The following is a 17,356-nucleotide window of genomic DNA, read 5'->3' on the forward strand; positions in this document are numbered from 1 at the left end:
CTCTACTCTGATCACTGCTCGTAGGTTACTCGCAAGTTAAACAAGACCAGCAGCCGCCAGCCAGTCGCCGCCATGTCGCGGGTCCGGAGGATGTCGTGAGCGACACACAGACCTTGATCGAGAACCGTCCGCCGTCCGTGGCGCACCTCTTCCTGGAGCGCGTGGCGGCCACGCCAGACGCCGAGGCTTACCGCTATCCCGTACCAGCGGCGTCCGGCGACGGTCCCGACGAGTGGAAGTCGCTGAGCTGGGGGCAGGCCGCCGAGCGTGTCTACGCCATCGCGGCGGGCCTGATCGAGCTCGGCCTCGCCCCCGAGGACCGGGTGGCGCTCGCTTCGTCCACGCGGGTCGAGTGGATCCTCGCCGACCTCGGCATCCTCTGCGCGGGCGCGGCCACCACCACGGTGTATCCGCAGACCAACGCCGAGGAGTCCACCTACATCCTGGCCGACTCCGGCAGCCGGGTCCTGATCGCCGAGGACGCCGCGCAGCTCGCCAAGGCGCGCGAGAAGCGGGCCGAGCTGCCCGAGCTCCGGCATGTCGTGGTGATCGACGCCGAGGGCGCCGGAGCGGTGGAGGGCGACCCCGAAGGATGGGTGCTCACGCTCGCCGAGCTCGAGGCGCGCGGCGCCGCCCACCTGGAGAAGAAGCCGGACCTCATCAAGGACAGGGTCGCGGCGATCACCAAGGATCAGCTCGCCACGATCATCTACACCTCCGGTACCACCGGCAAGCCCAAGGGCGTGCGCCTGCCGCAGGACAACTGGTCGTACATGGCGAAGGCCATCGCATCGACCGGTCTTCTCGGGCCGGACGACGTGCAGTACCTGTGGCTGCCGCTCGCGCACGTCTTCGGCAAGGTGCTGACCTCCGGGCAGATCGAGCTGGGGCACGTCACCGCCGTCGACGGCCGCGTCGACAAGATCATCGAGAACCTTCCGGTGGTGCAGCCGACGTACATGGCCGCCGTGCCGCGCATCTTCGAGAAGGTCTACAACGGGGTCGCGGCCAAGGCGCGGGCCGGTGGTGGCGCCAAGTACAAGATCTTCCAGTGGGCGGCCGAGGTCTCCCGCGAGTACGCGAAGGTCAGCCAGGACAACTTCCGCAGGACCGGCAACGCGTCCGTGCCCTTCGGCCTCGGCGCCAAGCACAAGGTCGCCGACGCGCTCGTCTACTCCAAGCTGCGGGAAGCCTTCGGCGGCCGGCTGCGCGCCGCCGTCTCCGGTTCGGCCGCGCTCGCGCCCGACATCGGCTACTTCTTCGCCGGCGCGGGCATCCACATCCTGGAGGGCTACGGCCTGACGGAGTCCTCCGCGGCCTCCTTCGTGAACCCCGGCGAGGCCTACCGCACCGGCACCGTCGGCAAGCCGCTGCCCGGCACCGAGGTCCGGATCGCGGATGACGGCGAGATCCTGCTGCGCGGCCCCGGCATCATGGAGGGCTACCACGGCCTCGCCGAGAAGACCGCCGAGGTTCTGGAGTCCGACGGGTGGTTCCACACCGGGGACATCGGCGAGCTCTCCGCCGACGGCTATCTGCGGATCACCGACCGCAAGAAGGACCTGATCAAGACCTCCGGCGGGAAGTACATCGCGCCCGCCGAGGTCGAGGGACAGTTCAAAGCCGTCTGCCCGTACGTCTCCAACATCCTCGTGCACGGCGCCGACCGGAACTTCTGCACCGCCCTGATCTCCCTGGACGAGCCCGCCATCCTGGCCTGGGCCAAGGAGAACGGCCTGGACGGCAAGAGCTACGCGGACGTGGTCGCCGCCCCGGCCACGGTCGCACTCGTCGAGGGCTATGTGAAGGAGCTCAACGAAGGTCTCCAGCGCTGGCAGACCGTCAAGAAGTTCAAGCTGCTCCCGCGTGACCTGGACATCGAGCACGGCGAGCTGACGCCGAGCCTGAAGCTGAAGCGTCCGGTCGTCGAGCGCGAGTACCAGCACCTGATCGACGAGATGTACGCGGGCTCGCGCGAGGCCTGAGCCTCACGTCACCCGCCCGCGCCGCATCTCCTTCACCAGCTCCTCCATGTGCGTCACATGGTGGCGCAGTTCCAGTACGTCCTTGAGGCTGCTGGCGGCCATATGCGTCTCGATCGCCGAGAGGCGGGCCGCCAGCTCGTCGAACTGCTGCTGTTCGCGGGCCAGTATTCTCTCCAACTGCTGGTTCTTGCGATGCAGTTCGAGGAAGACGGTGACCTTGGCGCGCAGTACCCACGGGTCGAACGGCTTGGTCATGTAGTCCGCGGCGCCGGTCGCGTAGCCGCGGAAGGCGTAGCCCGCGTCGTTGTCGGTGCCCGTCAGGAAAATGATGGGAACGTCTTTGGTCTGGTCGAGCCGCTTGATGTTCGACGCGGTCTCGAATCCGTCCATCCCTGGCATACGTACGTCCAGGAGGATCACGGCGAATCGTTGCCTCAGTAGCGCCTTCATCGCCTCCTCGCCCGAACGGGCGCGTACCAGCGGTTCGTTGAGTGACCCCAGGACAGCTTCGAGCGCCATCAGATTGTCCTCCATGTCATCGACAAGGAGGATGCTCGCGCGGTTGTCGGTCATGACAGTTGTGCTCATGGTGACAGTGCCTCACTCGGTCGTCGGCGGAACGGCGGACTCCCCAGGAGTGCCTGCCGGATCCGGTGCAACGGGCTTCTCTTCTGCTGTGGGTGTGTCCCGCTCGTCCGCACCGTCGCCCTCGGGGGCCAGGAGAGCGCAGGAGACGGTGAGCAGCTGGTCCACGTCCACGGGTTTGGGTACGTAGTCGCTGGCGCCCTGCTCGATGGCCTTCTCGCGGTCGCCGGGCATCGCCTTGGCGGTCAGCGCGATGATGGGAAGGCCGGTCCAGCGCGGGGTGCGGCGGATGGCGGTGATGGTTTCGTAGCCGTCCATCTCCGGCATCATGATGTCCATCAGGATCAGATCGATATCGGGATTGCGCTCCAGGGTCTCGATTCCTTCGCGGCCGTTCTCCGCGTACAGGACGGGCATTCCGACGCGGCTCAGCACATGGGTGAGCGCGAAGACGTTGCGGATGTCGTCGTCCACGATGAGGACGCGGCGCCCGCGCAGTATGCGGCCCGCCGGGCCCTCTCGGTACTCCTCCAGCTTGGTCGGCGTCGGCCAGCTGTCGTCCTGGTCGCGGAACGTGTGCAGGGTCATGGCCGCTTCTCCCTCCGGCTCGGGGAGGGCGGCAGTGGACGGCCTGGTCGCCGCGTATGCCGCCGCGGCCGGTCCGTGGCCCGGGTGCGCTACGGGGACGTACAGCGTGAAGGTGGAGCCCTGTCCCGGACTGCTCTCCGCTGTGATGCGGCCGCCGAGGAGTCCGGCGATCTCGCGGCTGATGGAAAGGCCGAGGCCGGTGCCGCCGTACTTGCGGTTGGTGGTGCCGTCGGCCTGCTGGAACGCCTCGAAGATGGCGGGCAGTTGGTCGGACGGGATGCCGATGCCGGTGTCCGTGACGGCGAAGCAGAGCAGGTCGACGCCTTCGTGGAGCATGTGTTCGTCGGTGCGTTTGACGCGGCTCACGCGCAGCTCGACGCGGCCGTTCGCGGTGAACTTGACCGCGTTCGACAGGAGGTTGCGCAGGATCTGCTGGAGGCGCTGCTCGTCCGAGAACATCTCCCGCGGCACGTCCTCGCCGACCGACACCTCGAAGGCGAGCCCGCGGTCGAGGGTGAGCGGGCGGAACGTCGCGTGGACGTAGTCGAGAACCTTGATCAGCGGGAGTTTCTTGGGTCGTACGTCCATGCGGCCCGCCTCGATCTTCGACAAGTCCAGGATGTCATTGATGAGTTGGAGGAGGTCGGAGCCCGACCGGTGGATCGTGGTGGCGAACTGCACCTCCTGGTCGGAGAGATGGCTGTCGGGGTTGTCGGAGAGCAGCCTGGCCAGGATGAGCAGCGAGTTCAGCGGGGTGCGCAGCTCGTGCGACATGTTCGCGAGGAACTCCGACTTGTACTGCGAGGAGGTGGCGAGCAGGGCCGCCTTCTCCTCGAGCTCGGCGTTCGAACGCTGCAACTCCGCCTGCTGGAGCTGGAGTTCGTCCGAGCGGTCCTGGAGCTGGGTGGCGAGGCGCTGGGACTCGCTGAGCAGCGACTCCGTACGGGAGTTGGCGATGATCGTGTTGATCGCAACGCCGATGGTGTTCACGAACTGGTCGAAGAACGCCAGGTGTACGTCCGAGAAGCGGGAGAACGTGGCCAGCTCGATCACGCCGAGCAGCTTGTCCTCGAAGATGATGGGGATGATCACCAGGCTGGCCGGGGCGGCGTCCCCGAGTCCCGAAATGATCTTGATGTAGTCGGCCGGCACCTCGTCGACGAGGATCCGCTTCCTCTCCAGGGCCGCCTGGCGCACCAGACCGTGCGCGGGCATCGCGCCGGTGTCGACGACCGAGCCCTGCGCTGAACCGTACCCGGCGATGAAGGCGAGCCCCTTGACGGGCCTGGCTTGCAGCGTCGTGGTCTCCTCGGCGTCCGGATCGGCGAGGAAGAAGGCGCCGTACTGCGCGTTCACCAGTGGGGTCAGCTCGCGCAGGATCAGGTCGGCGACCTCCATCAGGTCGCGGTGGCCCTGCATCAGGCCCGCGAGACGGGCGAGGTTGGACTCCAGCCAGTCCTTGGCGCGGGTGGTCTCACGGAGGTTGGAGACCATGAGGTTGATGTTGTTCTTGAGCTCGGTGACCTCGCCGCGGGTCTCGACGGTGATGGAACGGGTCATGTCGCCCTGCGCCACGGCGGACGCGACCTCGGCGATCGCGCGGACCTGCGTGGTGAGGTTCAGGGCGAGCTCGTTCACGTTCGTCGTCAGGCGCTTCCATGTGCCGTAGACGCCCTCGACCCTTGCCTGGCCGCCCAGTTGGCCCTCGGAGCCGACCTCGCGGGCCACCCGGGTGACCTCGGAGGAGTAGGAGGACAACGTGTCCACCATGGTGTTGATGGTGGTCTTCAGCTCAAGCATCTCGCCGCGCGCGTCGACGTCGATCTTCTTGGAGAGGTCGCCCTGGGCCACCGCCGTGGCGACCTGCGCGATGTTGCGGACCTGTCCGGTGAGGTTGTCCGCCATGTAGTTGACGTTGTCGGTGAGGTCCTTCCATACGCCGGAGACCCCACGCACCTGGGCCCGCCCGCCGAGCCGGCCGTCCGTGCCGACCTCGCGTGCCACGCGGGTCACCTCGTCCGCGAAGGCACGCAGCTGCTCCACCATCGTGTTGACGGTGTCCTTCAGTTCAAGGATCTCGCCGCGCGCCGTCACCGTGATCATCTTCGACAGGTCGCCGTTGGCGACGGCCGTGGTGACCTGGGCGATGTTGCGGACCTGAGAGGTGAGGTTCAGCGCCATGAAGTTGACGTTGTCGGTGAGGTCCTTCCATACGCCGGAGACCCCACGCACCTGGGCCTGGCCGCCCAGGTTGCCTTCCGTGCCGACCTCGCGGGCGACGCGGGTGACCTCGTCGGCGAAGGCGGAGAGCTGGTCCACCATCGTGTTGATGGTCGACTTCAGTTCGAGGATCTCGCCCTTCGCCTCGACCGTGATCTTCTTGCCGAGGTCGCCCTGGGCGACGGCCGTCGACACGAGGGCGATGTTCCGCACCTGTGAGGTGAGGTTGTCCGCCATGAAGTTGACGTTGTCGGTGAGGTCCTTCCATACGCCGGAGACCCCACGCACCTGAGCGCGCCCGCCCAGATTGCCCTCCGTGCCCACCTCGCGGGCGACCCGGGTGACCTCGTCGGCGAAGGCGGAGAGCTGGTCCACCATCGTGTTCACCGTCGACTTCAGCTCCAGGATCTCGCCCCGGGCGTCGACGGTGATCTTCTGGCTCAGGTCGCCGTTGGCGACGGCCGTGGTGACCTGGGCGATGTTCCGCACCTGTGAGGTGAGATTGGACGCCATGAAGTTGACGTTGTCGGTGAGGTCCTTCCATACGCCGGACACACCGCGGGCCTGCGCCCGGCCGCCCAACTGCCCCTCGGTGCCGACCTCGCGGGCGACACGGGTCACCTCGGCGGCGAACGCGGAGAGCTGCTCGACCATGGTGTTGACGGTCAGCTTCAGTTCGAGCAGCTCGCCCGTCGCCTCGACCGTGACCGTCCGTGTCAGGTCTCCCTGTGCCACCGCCGTCGTCACCAGGGCGATGTCGCGCACCTGTGCGGTAAGCCGGGCCGCCATCGTGTTGACGGCCTCCGTCACGTCACGCCAACTGCCCGAAAGACCACGCACCTTGGCGCGCCCGCCGAGCCGCCCCTCCGTGCCGACCTCGCGGGCGACGCGGGTGACCTCGCCCGTGAACAGCGACAGCTGGTCGACCATCGTGTTCACCGCGCGGCCCAGGCGCCGCAGGTCGCCCCGCAGCTCCCGGGTGCCGTCGTGCAGGTCCACGCGCTGGGTGAGGTCGCCGCCCGCGACCGCGTTCAGCACGCGCGTCGCGTTGGCCGCCGGGGCGACCAGGGAGTCGAGCAGCGTATTCACGTCATGGATGCGTGTGGCCCAGCTGCCCCGCCCCGGGCTCGCGGAGAACCGCTCGTCGAGGTGGCCGAGACGGATGATCTCCCGGCGTACGCGGGAGAGTTCGCCGTCGAAGTGGAGGGAGCGGTCCATCATCTCGTTGAAGACCGCGTGCAGTTCGGCCGTGAGGCCGTCGCCGGTCACCGCGACCTTGGCGAAGTCCCCGTCTCGCGCGGACCGCATGGCGGACAGGAGCAAGCGCAGGTCGGGAGCCGCTTCCGGGGTGGTCTCCTGGATGAATCCTGGGGCCGTGTCCGGAACTTGTCCGGGGCGCGGCGGGGGTATCGGAGCTGGCTTCGGTGACGGAATCTGACCGTGGCCGAGCGCGGGCATAGCAGTGTTCTCACTCATAACGGCCCACTTCAGTAACTCGGTGCTTATGGGCGTGGCCAGTCTGTCACTCTGTCCGTGTCGGCTGAGGCGTATTCGACCGAACTGCTCAGGAGCCGAAACGTGGGGTCCATTCCGATGCAACGGGAGACCACTTTCCGTGCGCCCGCCCAGCCGGAGCACCAGCCCGGCCCGCCGGCGGTGGTGTGCACATCGCTGCCCGGAAATCCGCTGGCGCCCGCCGCCGCACGCAAGTTCGTGCGCGCGGCGCTCGCCGACTGGACCGAGCTCGCCGTGCCCGCGGCGGCGGGTATCACCGACCGCCTTGCGGACGACGCCGTGCTCCTGGTCAGCGAACTCGTCACGAACGCCGTCGTGCACGCGGGCACGACCGTCGAGCTGCTCTGCAGGCTCGACGAGGCGGGCCTTGGGGAGAGCTCCGACACTTTGGTGATCGAGGTCTCCGACCACCATCCCGCCCGCTCGGTCCGCAGTGAGCCGGCGCCCCAGCCGCCCGGCACGCCCGAGTACGGCCGGGGCCTCCAGCTCGTCGCGACCCTCTCCGACTCCTGGGGCATCACCTACCGCACCGGCACCAAGGCCGTCTGGGCCCGACTTCCTGTCGGGGGCGTACAAGCCGTCCAGGAGATCGAGTCGTACGCGAGCGAACAGGCCATGCAGCGCGGCCATCGCGCCGCCGAGCTCCTCGCCCCGCTGCCGAAGCGGATCACGCACGACACGGAGTGGGTCAACCGTGGCGCGCTCACCTTCCTCGCCGAGTCGTCCGATCTGCTCGCGGGCCAGTTCGACGAGGAGCTGGTGGCCGCGCTCGCCGGGCAGCTCCTGGTGCCCAGACTCGCGGACTGGTGCGCGGTATGGCTCGACGACGAGGCGGAGACCGCCGGGCGCGGCGGCGGGAGCGGGATCGCGGGCACCCGGCTCGCCCGCGTCTGGCACAGCAGCGAGCACCACATAGAACTACTGCGCCATGCCCTGGAGAAGGACCCGCCCCGGCTGCCCGAATCGGCCGGCTCCGGCGCCGTCCCCGTGCCCTGGCCCGGCGAGGCGTCGGCCGGTGAGACATCCGGCACGGCCCTGGCGTACCGCCTCGTGGCGGGCGGGCGTTCGCTGGGCACGCTCGTCATCGGACGGGCCGGAATGGTGCGCTTCGCCGACGAAGTCACGGGCCTCATCGAAGACTTCAGCCGCCGCGTCGCGCTCGCCATCAGCGCGGCACGGCGCTATCAGCGGCAGGCCACCATCAGCCAGGTCCTGCAACGCGGCCTGCTGCCCAGCTCGGTGGCGGACATCCCGGGCGTGCAGAGCGGCGTGGTGTACGAACCGCGGGACAAGGGCGGCCCCGGCGGCGACTTCTACGACCTGTTCCAGGCGGGCAAGGGCCGCTGGTGCTTCGCGCTCGGCGACGTACAGGGCAAGGGCGTCGAGGCGGCCGTCGTGATCGGCCTCGCCCGGCCGTGGCTGCGGCTGCTCGCCCGCGAGGGGTACGAAGTCGCGGAGGTCCTCGACCGCCTGAACCAGCTCCTCCTGGACGACGCGACGGAAGCGGCGGACGCGGCGGCGGCGGTGGTCGCGGTGGCGGGCGGCCAGGGCGTGCCGCCCGAAGGGGCCACCTCACGCTTCCTCTCCCTCCTCTACGGCGAGCTGGTGCTCCTGGACGGCGGCGGTGTCCGCTGCACGCTGGCGAGCGCCGGACATCCGCTGCCGCTGCTGCTCTCGCCCGAGGGACACGTCCGCCCCGCGGCCACGCCCCAGCTGCTGCTCGGGGTCGTCGACGACGCCACGTACAAGAGCGAGACCTTCGAGCTGCACACCGGCGACACCCTCCTGTGCGTCACGGACGGCGTGACGGAGCGGCGCACCGGACGGCAGATGTTCGACGACGACGACGGCCTCGCGACGGCGTTCGCGAGCTGCGCGGGGCTCGACGCGGGTCTGGTGGCGGAACGGATCAAGAGGCTGGTGCACGAGTTCTCCGAGCGGCCGCCGGATGACGATATGGCGGTGCTCGTGCTGCGGGCGGAGTGATCTTTTCGCGCGGGGCTCCGGACGGGCCGAGCAGCGGCGTCGGGTCCGTCTTCGGTGCGGGACAATCGAAGGTATGCCTTCCGCACTGCCTGATGGTGAGCCCATGCCCGAGGACGGGGCGCTGCCCGCGTCCGCCCTTCAGGGGGCGGGGGCCCGTCCGCTCGGCTTCTACCTCCACGTTCCGTACTGCGCCACGCGCTGCGGCTACTGCGACTTCAACACGTACACGGCGACCGAGCTGCGCGGCACCGGCGGCGTGCTCGCCTCCCGCGACAACTACGCGGACACCTTGATCGACGAGGTGCGGATGGCGCGGAAGACCCTGGGGGACGATCCGCGGCCCGTGCGGACCGTCTTCGTCGGAGGCGGTACGCCGACGCTGCTGCCCGCGGCCGATCTCGTACGGATGCTGGGGGCCGTGCGGGACGAGTTCGGGCTCGCCGATGACGCGGAGATCACCACCGAGGCGAATCCGGAGTCCGTCGACCCGGCCTATCTGAGCGAGCTGCGGGCCGGGGGATTCAACCGGATCTCCTTCGGGATGCAGAGCGCGAAGCAGCACGTCCTGAAGATCCTCGACCGTACGCATACGCCGGGCCGGCCCGAAGCGTGCGTGGCGGAAGCGCGGGCGGCGGGCTTCGAGCACGTCAATCTGGACCTCATCTACGGCACGCCCGGCGAGTCGGACGACGACTGGCGGGCCACGCTGGACGCGGCGATCGGGGCCGCACCCGACCACGTGAGCGCCTATGCGCTGATCGTCGAGGAGGGTACGCAGCTGGCGCGGCGGATCCGGCGGGGCGAGGTGCCGATGACGGACGACGACGTGCACGCCGACCGGTATCTCATCGCCGATGAGGTGCTCGGCGGTGCGGGCTTCTCCTGGTACGAGGTGTCCAACTGGGCCACCTCCGAGGCGGGGCGCTGCCTGCACAACGAGCTGTACTGGCGGGGGGCCGACTGGTGGGGGGCCGGGCCGGGGGCCCATAGCCATGTGGGGGGTGTGCGGTGGTGGAACGTGAAGCATCCCGGGGCGTACGCGGGGGCGCTTGCCACGGGGCGGTCGCCGGGGGCCGGGCGGGAGGTTCTTGCCGCGGAGGACCGGCGGGTGGAGCGGATTCTGCTCGAGCTGCGGCTGCTGGAGGGGTGTCCATTGGGGCTGCTTCGGCCTGCGGGTCTCGCCGCCGCGGGCCGGGCGCTTTCCGATGGGCTGCTGGAGGCGGGGCCCTATGAGGAGGGGCGGGCGGTTCTTACTCTGCGGGGGCGGTTGCTGGCGGATGCGGTGGTGCGGGATCTGGTGGACTGACGGTTCGGGTTCGGGTGGGTCTCTCGCTGCTGGGTAATCGGATGGGTGGGCTAGGACTCGGACCCCGTCACGAAGTCGATCAGTTCCTCCACGCGTCCCAGAAGCGCCGGTTCCAGGTCTCGGTAGCTGTGGACCGAGCCCAGGATCCGTTGCCAGGCCGCGCCGGTGTTCGGCGGCCAGCCCAGCGCCTCGCAGACGCCTGTCTTCCAGTCCTGGCCTCGTGGGACCCGGGGCCACGCGGCGATCCCCACCGATGACGGCTTCACGGCCTCCCATACGTCGATGTAGGGGTGCCCCACCACCAGCGCCGAGGGAGAATTCACCTCCGCGGCGATCCTCGACTCCTTCGAGCCCGGCACCAAGTGGTCCACCAGGACGCCGAGCCGCGCGTCCGGGCCCGGGGAGAACTCCGTGACGATGGAGGGCAGGTCGTCGATGCCCTCCAAGTACTCGACGACCACGCCCTCGATGCGGAGATCGTCGCCCCAGACCCGCTCGACGAGCTCCGCGTCATGGCGCCCCTCGACGTAGATCCGTCCCGCGCGGGCGACCCTGGCCCGCGCACCCGGCACGGCCACCGAGCCGGACGCGGTGCGCGTGGGGCGTACGGGAGCGGCGGCGGACGGGCGGGTGAGGGTGACCCTCCGGCCCTCCAGGGCGAAGCCGCCCGGTGTCATCGGGAAGACGCGGTGCTTGCCGAAGCGGTCCTCCAGGGTCACCGTCGGGCCCTCCGCGGTCTTCTCGCAGCGGATCACCGCGCCGCAGAATCCGGTGCTCAGCTCCTCCACCACGAGGTCCGCCTCCGCGGCGACCTCCGGCACGGGCTTCGGCTTCTTCCAGGGCGGGGTGAGGTCGGCGGAGTACTGGCGCATTTGGACGACGATAAGAGAAGTGGCGTACAGGCGGCTACGACACGCCGAAACGGGTCGCCAGCGTGGCGCGTTGTGCACGGACAAAAGCCGCATCGACCACCGCACCGTGCCCCGGCACGTACAGCGCGTCCTCGCCGCCCAGGTCCAGGAGCCGGTCGAGCGCCGCGGGCCAGCGGGCCGGGACCGCGTCGCTGCCCGCCTGCGGTTCGCCCGACTCCTCGACCAGGTCGCCGCAGAACACGATCTCCGGGGTCTGAGCGGTGCCGGGGACCAGGACCGCGAGATCGTGGCCCGAGTGACCCGGGCCCACGTTCGCGAGCAGGACCTGCACCCCGCCGCCCAGGTCGAGCGTCCACTCCCCGCACACCGAATGCTGCGGCTGGACGAGCAGGTCGGTGGCCTCCGCCGCGGCATCCGGGCCGACCCCCTGACGTACGGCCGAATCGCGAAGATCGTCACGGCCCTTCGCCAGGAGCGCGTCGAGGCCGACCGCTCCGTACACCTCCACGCCCGCGAACGCCGCCGCCCCCAGGACGTGGTCGAAGTGCGGGTGGGTCAGGGCGAGGTGGGTGACCCGCCGCCCGCCGCCGAGGATGTTCCGCGCCTGGGTGCGCAGCTCCGCGCCCTCGCGCAGGGTCGCGCCCGCCTCGATCATCAGGGCTGATTCGGCGCCGACCACAAGGCCCGCGGTGCAGTCCCAGACCGGAAGGCGCCGCCGCCCCACGTGCGGCGCGAGCCGTTCCCAGCCCGCTTCGTCCCATGCCAGTGCCACGTCCATAGGCCGACGCTAGCGCCGTACTGGCGGCTTGGCAGCCGCTGCCCAGGCCATCGTGCCGACATACGAGGTCCGGCCCTTGCCGGGGCCGTACCTCGCGGCCGTACACTGAGCGGGGTATTGGCTGGCACTCGCCCGCGAGGAGTGCCAGGCGGGGCTGTGGGGCAGACAGGTTTCGGGGCAAATAGGTGGAGGTGTGCGCGGATGCTCAATGAACGCAGGCTCGAAGTGCTGCGCGCCATCGTCCACGACTATGTCGGCACCGAGGAGCCCGTCGGCTCCAAGGCGCTCACCGAGCGGCACAGCCTCGGGGTCTCCCCGGCCACTGTCCGCAACGACATGGCGGCGCTGGAGGAGGAAGGGTTCATCGCCCAGCCTCATACGAGCGCGGGGCGCATCCCGACGGACAAGGGGTACCGCCTCTTCGTCGACCGGCTCGCCGGCGTCAAACCGATGGCGGCGCCGGAGCGCAGGGCCATCCAGAACTTTCTCGACGGCGCCGTCGACCTGGACGACGTCGTGGCACGCACCGTGCGGCTGCTCGCGCAGCTGACCCGGCAGGTCGCGGTCGTGCAGTACCCGTCCCTCACGCGGTCGACGGTGCGGCACGTGGAGCTGCTCTCGCTGGCCCCGGCCCGCCTGATGCTGGTGCTGATCACGGACACCGGACGCGTCGAGCAGCGCATGATCGACTGCCCTGCCCCCTTCGGTGAGACCTCGGTCGCTGATCTGCGGGCGCGGCTCAACAGCAGGGTCGCGGGGCGTCGCTTCGCGGACGTGCCGCAGCTGGTGCAGGACATGACGGAGTCCTTCGACACGGAGGACAGGGGCACGGTGGCGACCGTGCTCTCCACGCTCCTCGAAACGCTCGTCGAGGAGACCGAGGAGCGGCTGATGATCGGCGGAACGGCCAATCTCACCCGCTTCGGACATGACTTTCCCCTCACTATCAGGCCGGTCCTGGAAGCCCTCGAGGAACAGGTCGTCCTGCTCAAGTTGCTTGGCGAGGCCACAGATTCGGGCATGACCGTACGGATCGGTCATGAGAACGCCCATGAGGGACTCAGCTCCACGTCCGTGGTCTCCGTCGGCTACGGTTCGGGCAGCGAGGCAGTAGCCAAACTCGGCGTGGTCGGACCGACCCGCATGGACTATCCGGGAACGATGGGAGCAGTACGCGCAGTGGCACGTTACGTCGGACAGATCCTGGCGGAGTCGTAAGTGGCCACGGACTACTACGCCGTACTAGGCGTGCGCCGCGACGCTTCTCAGGACGAAATCAAGAAGGCCTTCCGGAGGCTTGCGCGTGAGCTTCACCCGGATGTGAATCCGGATCCGAAGACTCAGGAGCGCTTCAAGGAGATCAACGCCGCGTACGAGGTGTTGTCGGACCCGCAGAAGAAGCAGGTCTACGACCTCGGCGGCGACCCGCTGTCCCAGGCGGGCGGCGGAGGCGCGGGCGGTTTCGGAGCCGGTGGCTTCGGCAACTTCTCGGACATCATGGACGCGTTCTTCGGTACGGCGTCGCAGCGTGGCCCCCGGTCGCGCACGCGCCGTGGCCAGGACGCCATGATCCGCCTCGAGATCGACCTCGACGAGGCCGCCTTCGGGACCACCAAGGACATCCAGGTCGACACGGCGGTCGTCTGTACGACCTGTAGCGGTGAAGGCGCCGCGCCCGGCACGTCCGCCCAGACATGTGACATGTGCCGCGGTCGCGGCGAGGTGTCGCAGGTCACGCGGTCCTTCCTCGGCCAGGTCATGACCTCACGACCGTGCCCGCAGTGCCAGGGCTTCGGCACGGTCGTGCCGACGCCGTGCCCCGAGTGCGCGGGCGACGGGCGCATCCGCTCCCGCCGGACGCTCACCGTGAAGATCCCGGCCGGTGTCGACAACGGCACGCGGATCCAGCTCGCGGGCGAGGGCGAGGTCGGCCCCGGCGGCGGCCCCGCCGGCGACCTCTACGTGGAGATCCACGAGCTGCCGCACGCCGTGTTCCAGCGGCGCGGGGACGATCTGCACTGCACGGTCACCATCCCGATGACGGCCGCGGCTCTCGGCACGAAGGTGCCGCTGGAGACGCTGGACGGCCTGGAAGAGGTCGACATCCGGCCGGGCACGCAGTCCGGTCAGTCGGTCCCGCTGCACGGGCGTGGCATCACACATCTGCGCGGCGGCGGGCGAGGTGACCTCATCGTGCACGTCGAGGTCCTCACCCCGACGAAGCTGGACGCGGAGATGGAGCGGGTCCTTCGGGAGCTCGCGGTGCTGCGCGGCGAGGAGCGGCCCACGGGGCAGTTCCAGCCGGGGCAGCAGGGCTTGTTCTCTCGCTTGAAGGACGCGTTCAACGGGCGGTAGCGCCTTGAGCGGTACGTGCGCCCCCGGCAGGGTTTCTCCCCTGCCGGGGGCGCTTTGTCGTCCGTCTCCGCGGGCCGTCTCGGGTTGCTCGCGCAGTTCCTCGCGCCCCTTACCGGGCGCGATTCGGCCGCCCGCCCAGGGCATGGCACGATGCGTTCATGTCCTCCGCACTGACCGATCTCTGTCGCTATCCGATCGTGCAGGCCCCCATGGCGGGCGGCGCTTCTTGCCCCCAGCTCGCCGCGGCTGTCTGTGAAGCCGGAGGGCTCGGGTTCCTCGCTGCCGGGTACAAAACGGCCGATGGGATGTATCAGGAGATCAAACAGCTGAAGGGGCTCACGAGTCAGCCCTTCGGTGTGAATCTCTTCATGCCGCAGCCCGAGTACGCCGACGCCGCCGCCGTCGATGTCTACCGCAGCCAGCTCGCGGGCGAGGCCACCTGGTATGAGACGCAGCTCGGCGATCCGGACAGCGGGCGCGACGACGGCTATGACGCCAAGCTGGCGATCCTGATGGACGACCCGGTGCCGGTCGTGTCGTTCACCTTCGGGTGCCCCACCCGCGATGTCTTTGACGCGTTCGCCCGCGTCGGCACCCTCACCATTGCCACCGTGACCACCCCGGAAGAGGCCCAGACCGCGCAGTGGTCCGGCGCCGACGCCGTCTGCGTGCAGGGCATCGAGGCAGGCGGCCACCAGGGCACCCACCGCGACAACCCCGAGACGGACGGCGCCGGGCTCGGACTTCTCTCGCTCATCACGCAGGTCCGCGGCACCGTGCAGATCCCCGTCATCGCGGCCGGCGGCCTGATGCGCGGCTCGCAGGTCGCCGCGGTGCTCGCGGCGGGCGCGGACGCGGCACAGCTCGGCACGGCGTTCCTGGTCTGCCCCGAGTCGGGCGCGAACGTCCTGCACAAGCAGGCCATGACCAACCCGCTGTTCACCAGGACCGAACTGACCCGGGCCTTCTCCGGGCGCCCCGCGCGAGGCCTGGTCAACCGCTTCATGCGTGAGCACGGTCCGTACGCCCCCGCCGCCTACCCCCAGATCCACCACCTGACAAGCGGCCTGCGCAAGGCCGCGGCCAAGGCCGGTGACGCGCAGGGCATGGCGCTGTGGGCGGGGCAGGGGCACCGCATGGCGCGGGAGCTTCCCGCCGGGCAGCTCGTGGAGGTCCTCGCGGCCGAACTGGCCGAGGCGAAGGCCGCGTTGGTGGCCGGGGGCCAGGCGTGACCGCGCCCGTCTTCGTCGTCGAGACCTTCGGGACCCTCAAGAACCCCGACGCGGGCGGCGGCGGACGCTACGTACTCGATGGTCCCGAAGGGCGGCACGCCGTCTCCGTGAAGCGGCTGCACACCGGTGAGGACGTCGTCCTGACCGACGGGGCCGGGCGCTGGGCCGACTGCGTGGTCGTGGACACCGAGGGCAAGGACCGGCTGATCCTGCGGATGGACTCCGTACAGGAAGAGGCGCCGCAGGAGCCCCGGATCACCGTCGTACAGGCGCTGCCCAAGGGCGACCGCGGTGAACTCGCCGTCGAGACCATGACGGAGACCGGCGTCGACGCGATCGTGCCGTGGTCCGCGTCCCGCTGCATCACGCAGTGGAAGGGCGAGCGCGGGGTCAAGGCGCTCGGCAAGTGGCGTGCCACCGCGCGCGAGGCGGGCAAGCAGTCGCGCCGGGTGCGCTTCCCCGAGGTGGCGGACGCGGCGTCGACCAAGCAGGTCGCCGCGCTGCTCGCCACGGCCGACTTCGCCGCGGTCCTGCACGAGGAGGGCAGTGAGCCGCTAGCCACCGCGGAGCTGCCCGCCGCCGGGCACATCGTCCTCGTGGTGGGCCCCGAAGGCGGCGTATCGCCGGACGAACTCGCGGCCTTCGCGACGGCGGGGGCGAAGCCGTACCGCCTGGGGCGTAGCGTGTTGCGCACGTCGACCGCGGGGACGGCGGCGGCCGCGCTGCTGCTGGGACGCACGGGCCGCTGGTCCTGAACCCTCGCTCCAGGTAAGAGCTCCAGGTAAGAGCTTCAGGTAAGGGGGATACCGTGGAACTCGCCCAAGTGAGGCTGCTGGTCTCGGACTTCAGCTCCTGCTACCACTTCTACGCGCAAGTGCTCGGCCTCAAGCCACAGTCGGGTGCGGTGGACGGACCGTACGAGAAGTTCAGCCCGGCGTTCGGTTCCGCGGGCATCGCGCTCCAGGACCGGTCCATGATGGCTCAACTCCTGGGCGAACTGGGGGAGTCCGCGACCGGGCACCGCTCACTGGTGGTGCTGCGGGTCGACGATCTCGACGCGTACTGCGCGCAGGTCGTCGAGCGTGGCGGGACCATCGCGCACGGACCGGTCCCGATGACGGACCGTATGCGGGTCGCCCACCTCAAGGACCCTGAGGGGAACTTGGTGGAGCTGCAGGAGTGGTTGCTGCTGCACGGCTGAGTGGACTGGACGCAAAGCGGTCTATCGTCGTGCGGCTCGTAGTGGCACCCTGCCGCCTATGGGGGCATTGAGGCGTATACGTGATCGTGCGGGGGAGCTACGTGGTGGCTTGCGGCGGCGTCGGCGGCGGGTGGTGTGCGCCGTCGCGTTCGCGGGCGCCGCGGCGCTCGGGGCCGCCGCGTGCGATCCCGTCGACGGAGGCATGAACTCCGCCGCCGTCGCGATCACCGTCGACCAGATGGGGACCAAGGAGCTGGAGCGGCAGCACCTCGACGTGCTGTGGCTCAGCTGCACCGCCACCTTCAAGGACAAGGTCACGCCGTCCAGCGGCGCCGAGCCCCGCGACACCGTCGCGACGGTCGACTGCCAGGGGCAGGCCAAGGAGGGGAAGGGGCCGGGCGGCTCCACGCACATCACCATCAAGGGGAAGGTGTGGAAGGTCGTCGACGAGCGGTGCGTACGCGGGGACTTGACCGCCAGGGTCGGGGGCAAGGAGTGGTTCCGGGTGGATGTGCTGGGGGACTGCTCCGGGGGCGGTAATGGGAATGGGAGTGGGAGTGGCAATGGGAGTGGGGGCGGTGGTGGCGGGGGAGATTCTTCCGCGACCCCCGAGCCGCCCGCGTCTCATCAGCCTCCCGGGCCCACCGTCACGGTGACCGTCACGGCCGATCCGCCACCGCGGCCACCTGACCCGACCTGCTCGTGCTTCCAGGGCAAGTGATCCAAAGCGCTG

General features: G+C 69.7%; 13 protein-coding genes. 9 read left to right on the top strand and 4 right to left on the bottom strand.

Features of this window, described 5'->3' with window-relative positions; all coding sequences use genetic code 11:
- Positions 1–95: 95 nt before the first annotated feature.
- Entirely contained in the window at positions 96–1,985 is a 1,890-nt protein-coding gene (locus ACGFSB_RS02245; protein ID WP_393392728.1) for an AMP-dependent synthetase/ligase, read from the top strand.
- Between the two features lie 3 nt (positions 1,986–1,988).
- Here ACGFSB_RS02245 and ACGFSB_RS02250 read toward each other — a convergent pair whose 3' ends face one another.
- Entirely contained in the window at positions 1,989–2,573 is a 585-nt protein-coding gene (locus tag ACGFSB_RS02250; protein WP_393392730.1) for a two-component system response regulator, read from the bottom strand.
- Positions 2,574–2,585: 12 nt separating this feature from the next.
- A complete protein-coding gene (locus tag ACGFSB_RS02255; protein WP_393392733.1) occupies positions 2,586–6,686 on the bottom strand; it encodes a HAMP domain-containing protein in 4,101 nt (1,366 codons plus the stop codon).
- Between the two features lie 270 nt (positions 6,687–6,956).
- On the opposite strand from ACGFSB_RS02255, the gene ACGFSB_RS02260 reads away from it, so the two are divergent.
- Both ACGFSB_RS02260 and hemW read left to right on the top strand, forming a co-directional pair.
- A complete protein-coding gene (locus tag ACGFSB_RS02260) occupies positions 6,957–8,879 on the top strand; it encodes a SpoIIE family protein phosphatase (RefSeq protein WP_393392735.1) in 1,923 nt (640 codons plus the stop codon).
- A gap of 73 nt (positions 8,880–8,952) precedes the next feature.
- Positions 8,953–10,185, top strand: coding sequence for a radical SAM family heme chaperone HemW (gene hemW, locus ACGFSB_RS02265; protein WP_393392738.1), 1,233 nt, complete (start codon positions 8,953–8,955; stop codon positions 10,183–10,185).
- A gap of 50 nt (positions 10,186–10,235) precedes the next feature.
- On the opposite strand, the gene ACGFSB_RS02270 is transcribed toward hemW, so the two are convergent.
- Both ACGFSB_RS02270 and ACGFSB_RS02275 read right to left on the bottom strand, forming a co-directional pair.
- A complete protein-coding gene (locus ACGFSB_RS02270) occupies positions 10,236–11,057 on the bottom strand; it encodes a DUF3097 domain-containing protein (protein WP_393392741.1) in 822 nt (273 codons plus the stop codon).
- Between the two features lie 34 nt (positions 11,058–11,091).
- Positions 11,092–11,835, bottom strand: coding sequence for an MBL fold metallo-hydrolase (locus ACGFSB_RS02275; protein ID WP_393392744.1), 744 nt, complete (start codon positions 11,833–11,835; stop codon positions 11,092–11,094).
- 201 nt (positions 11,836–12,036) lie between these two features.
- On the opposite strand from ACGFSB_RS02275, the gene hrcA reads away from it, so the two are divergent.
- The 6 genes from hrcA to ACGFSB_RS02305 all read left to right on the top strand — a co-directional run bounded on the left by hrcA (position 12,037) and on the right by ACGFSB_RS02305 (position 17,344).
- A complete protein-coding gene (gene hrcA / locus ACGFSB_RS02280; RefSeq protein WP_393392747.1) occupies positions 12,037–13,053 on the top strand; it encodes a heat-inducible transcriptional repressor HrcA in 1,017 nt (338 codons plus the stop codon).
- Positions 13,054–14,190, top strand: a complete 1,137-nt coding sequence (gene dnaJ, locus ACGFSB_RS02285; RefSeq protein WP_393392750.1) for a molecular chaperone DnaJ — start codon at positions 13,054–13,056, stop codon at positions 14,188–14,190.
- 158 nt (positions 14,191–14,348) lie between these two features.
- The gene (locus ACGFSB_RS02290; RefSeq protein ID WP_393392752.1) at positions 14,349–15,422 is read left to right on the top strand and encodes a nitronate monooxygenase; all 1,074 of its coding nucleotides are present in this window, start codon (positions 14,349–14,351) and stop codon (positions 15,420–15,422) included.
- Positions 15,419–16,177: a 16S rRNA (uracil(1498)-N(3))-methyltransferase gene (locus ACGFSB_RS02295; RefSeq protein WP_393392755.1), complete on the top strand. Its 759-nt coding sequence runs from the start codon at positions 15,419–15,421 to the stop codon at positions 16,175–16,177. The genes ACGFSB_RS02290 and ACGFSB_RS02295 overlap by 4 nt, the downstream gene beginning before the upstream one ends.
- Before the next feature lie 53 nt (positions 16,178–16,230).
- Positions 16,231–16,623 carry a VOC family protein gene (locus tag ACGFSB_RS02300; protein WP_393392758.1) on the top strand — a complete coding sequence of 131 codons (393 nt, stop codon included), beginning with the start codon at positions 16,231–16,233 and terminating at the stop codon, positions 16,621–16,623.
- A 109-nt stretch (positions 16,624–16,732) separates the two neighbouring features.
- On the top strand, positions 16,733–17,344 hold the full coding sequence (locus ACGFSB_RS02305) for a hypothetical protein (RefSeq protein WP_393392761.1): 612 nt from the start codon (positions 16,733–16,735) through the stop codon (positions 17,342–17,344).
- Positions 17,345–17,356: the final 12 nt, after the last annotated feature.

The sequence above is a fragment of the Streptomyces sp. NPDC048441 genome (assembly GCF_043200235.1).
Classification (GTDB): Bacteria; Actinomycetota; Actinomycetes; order Streptomycetales; family Streptomycetaceae; genus Streptomyces.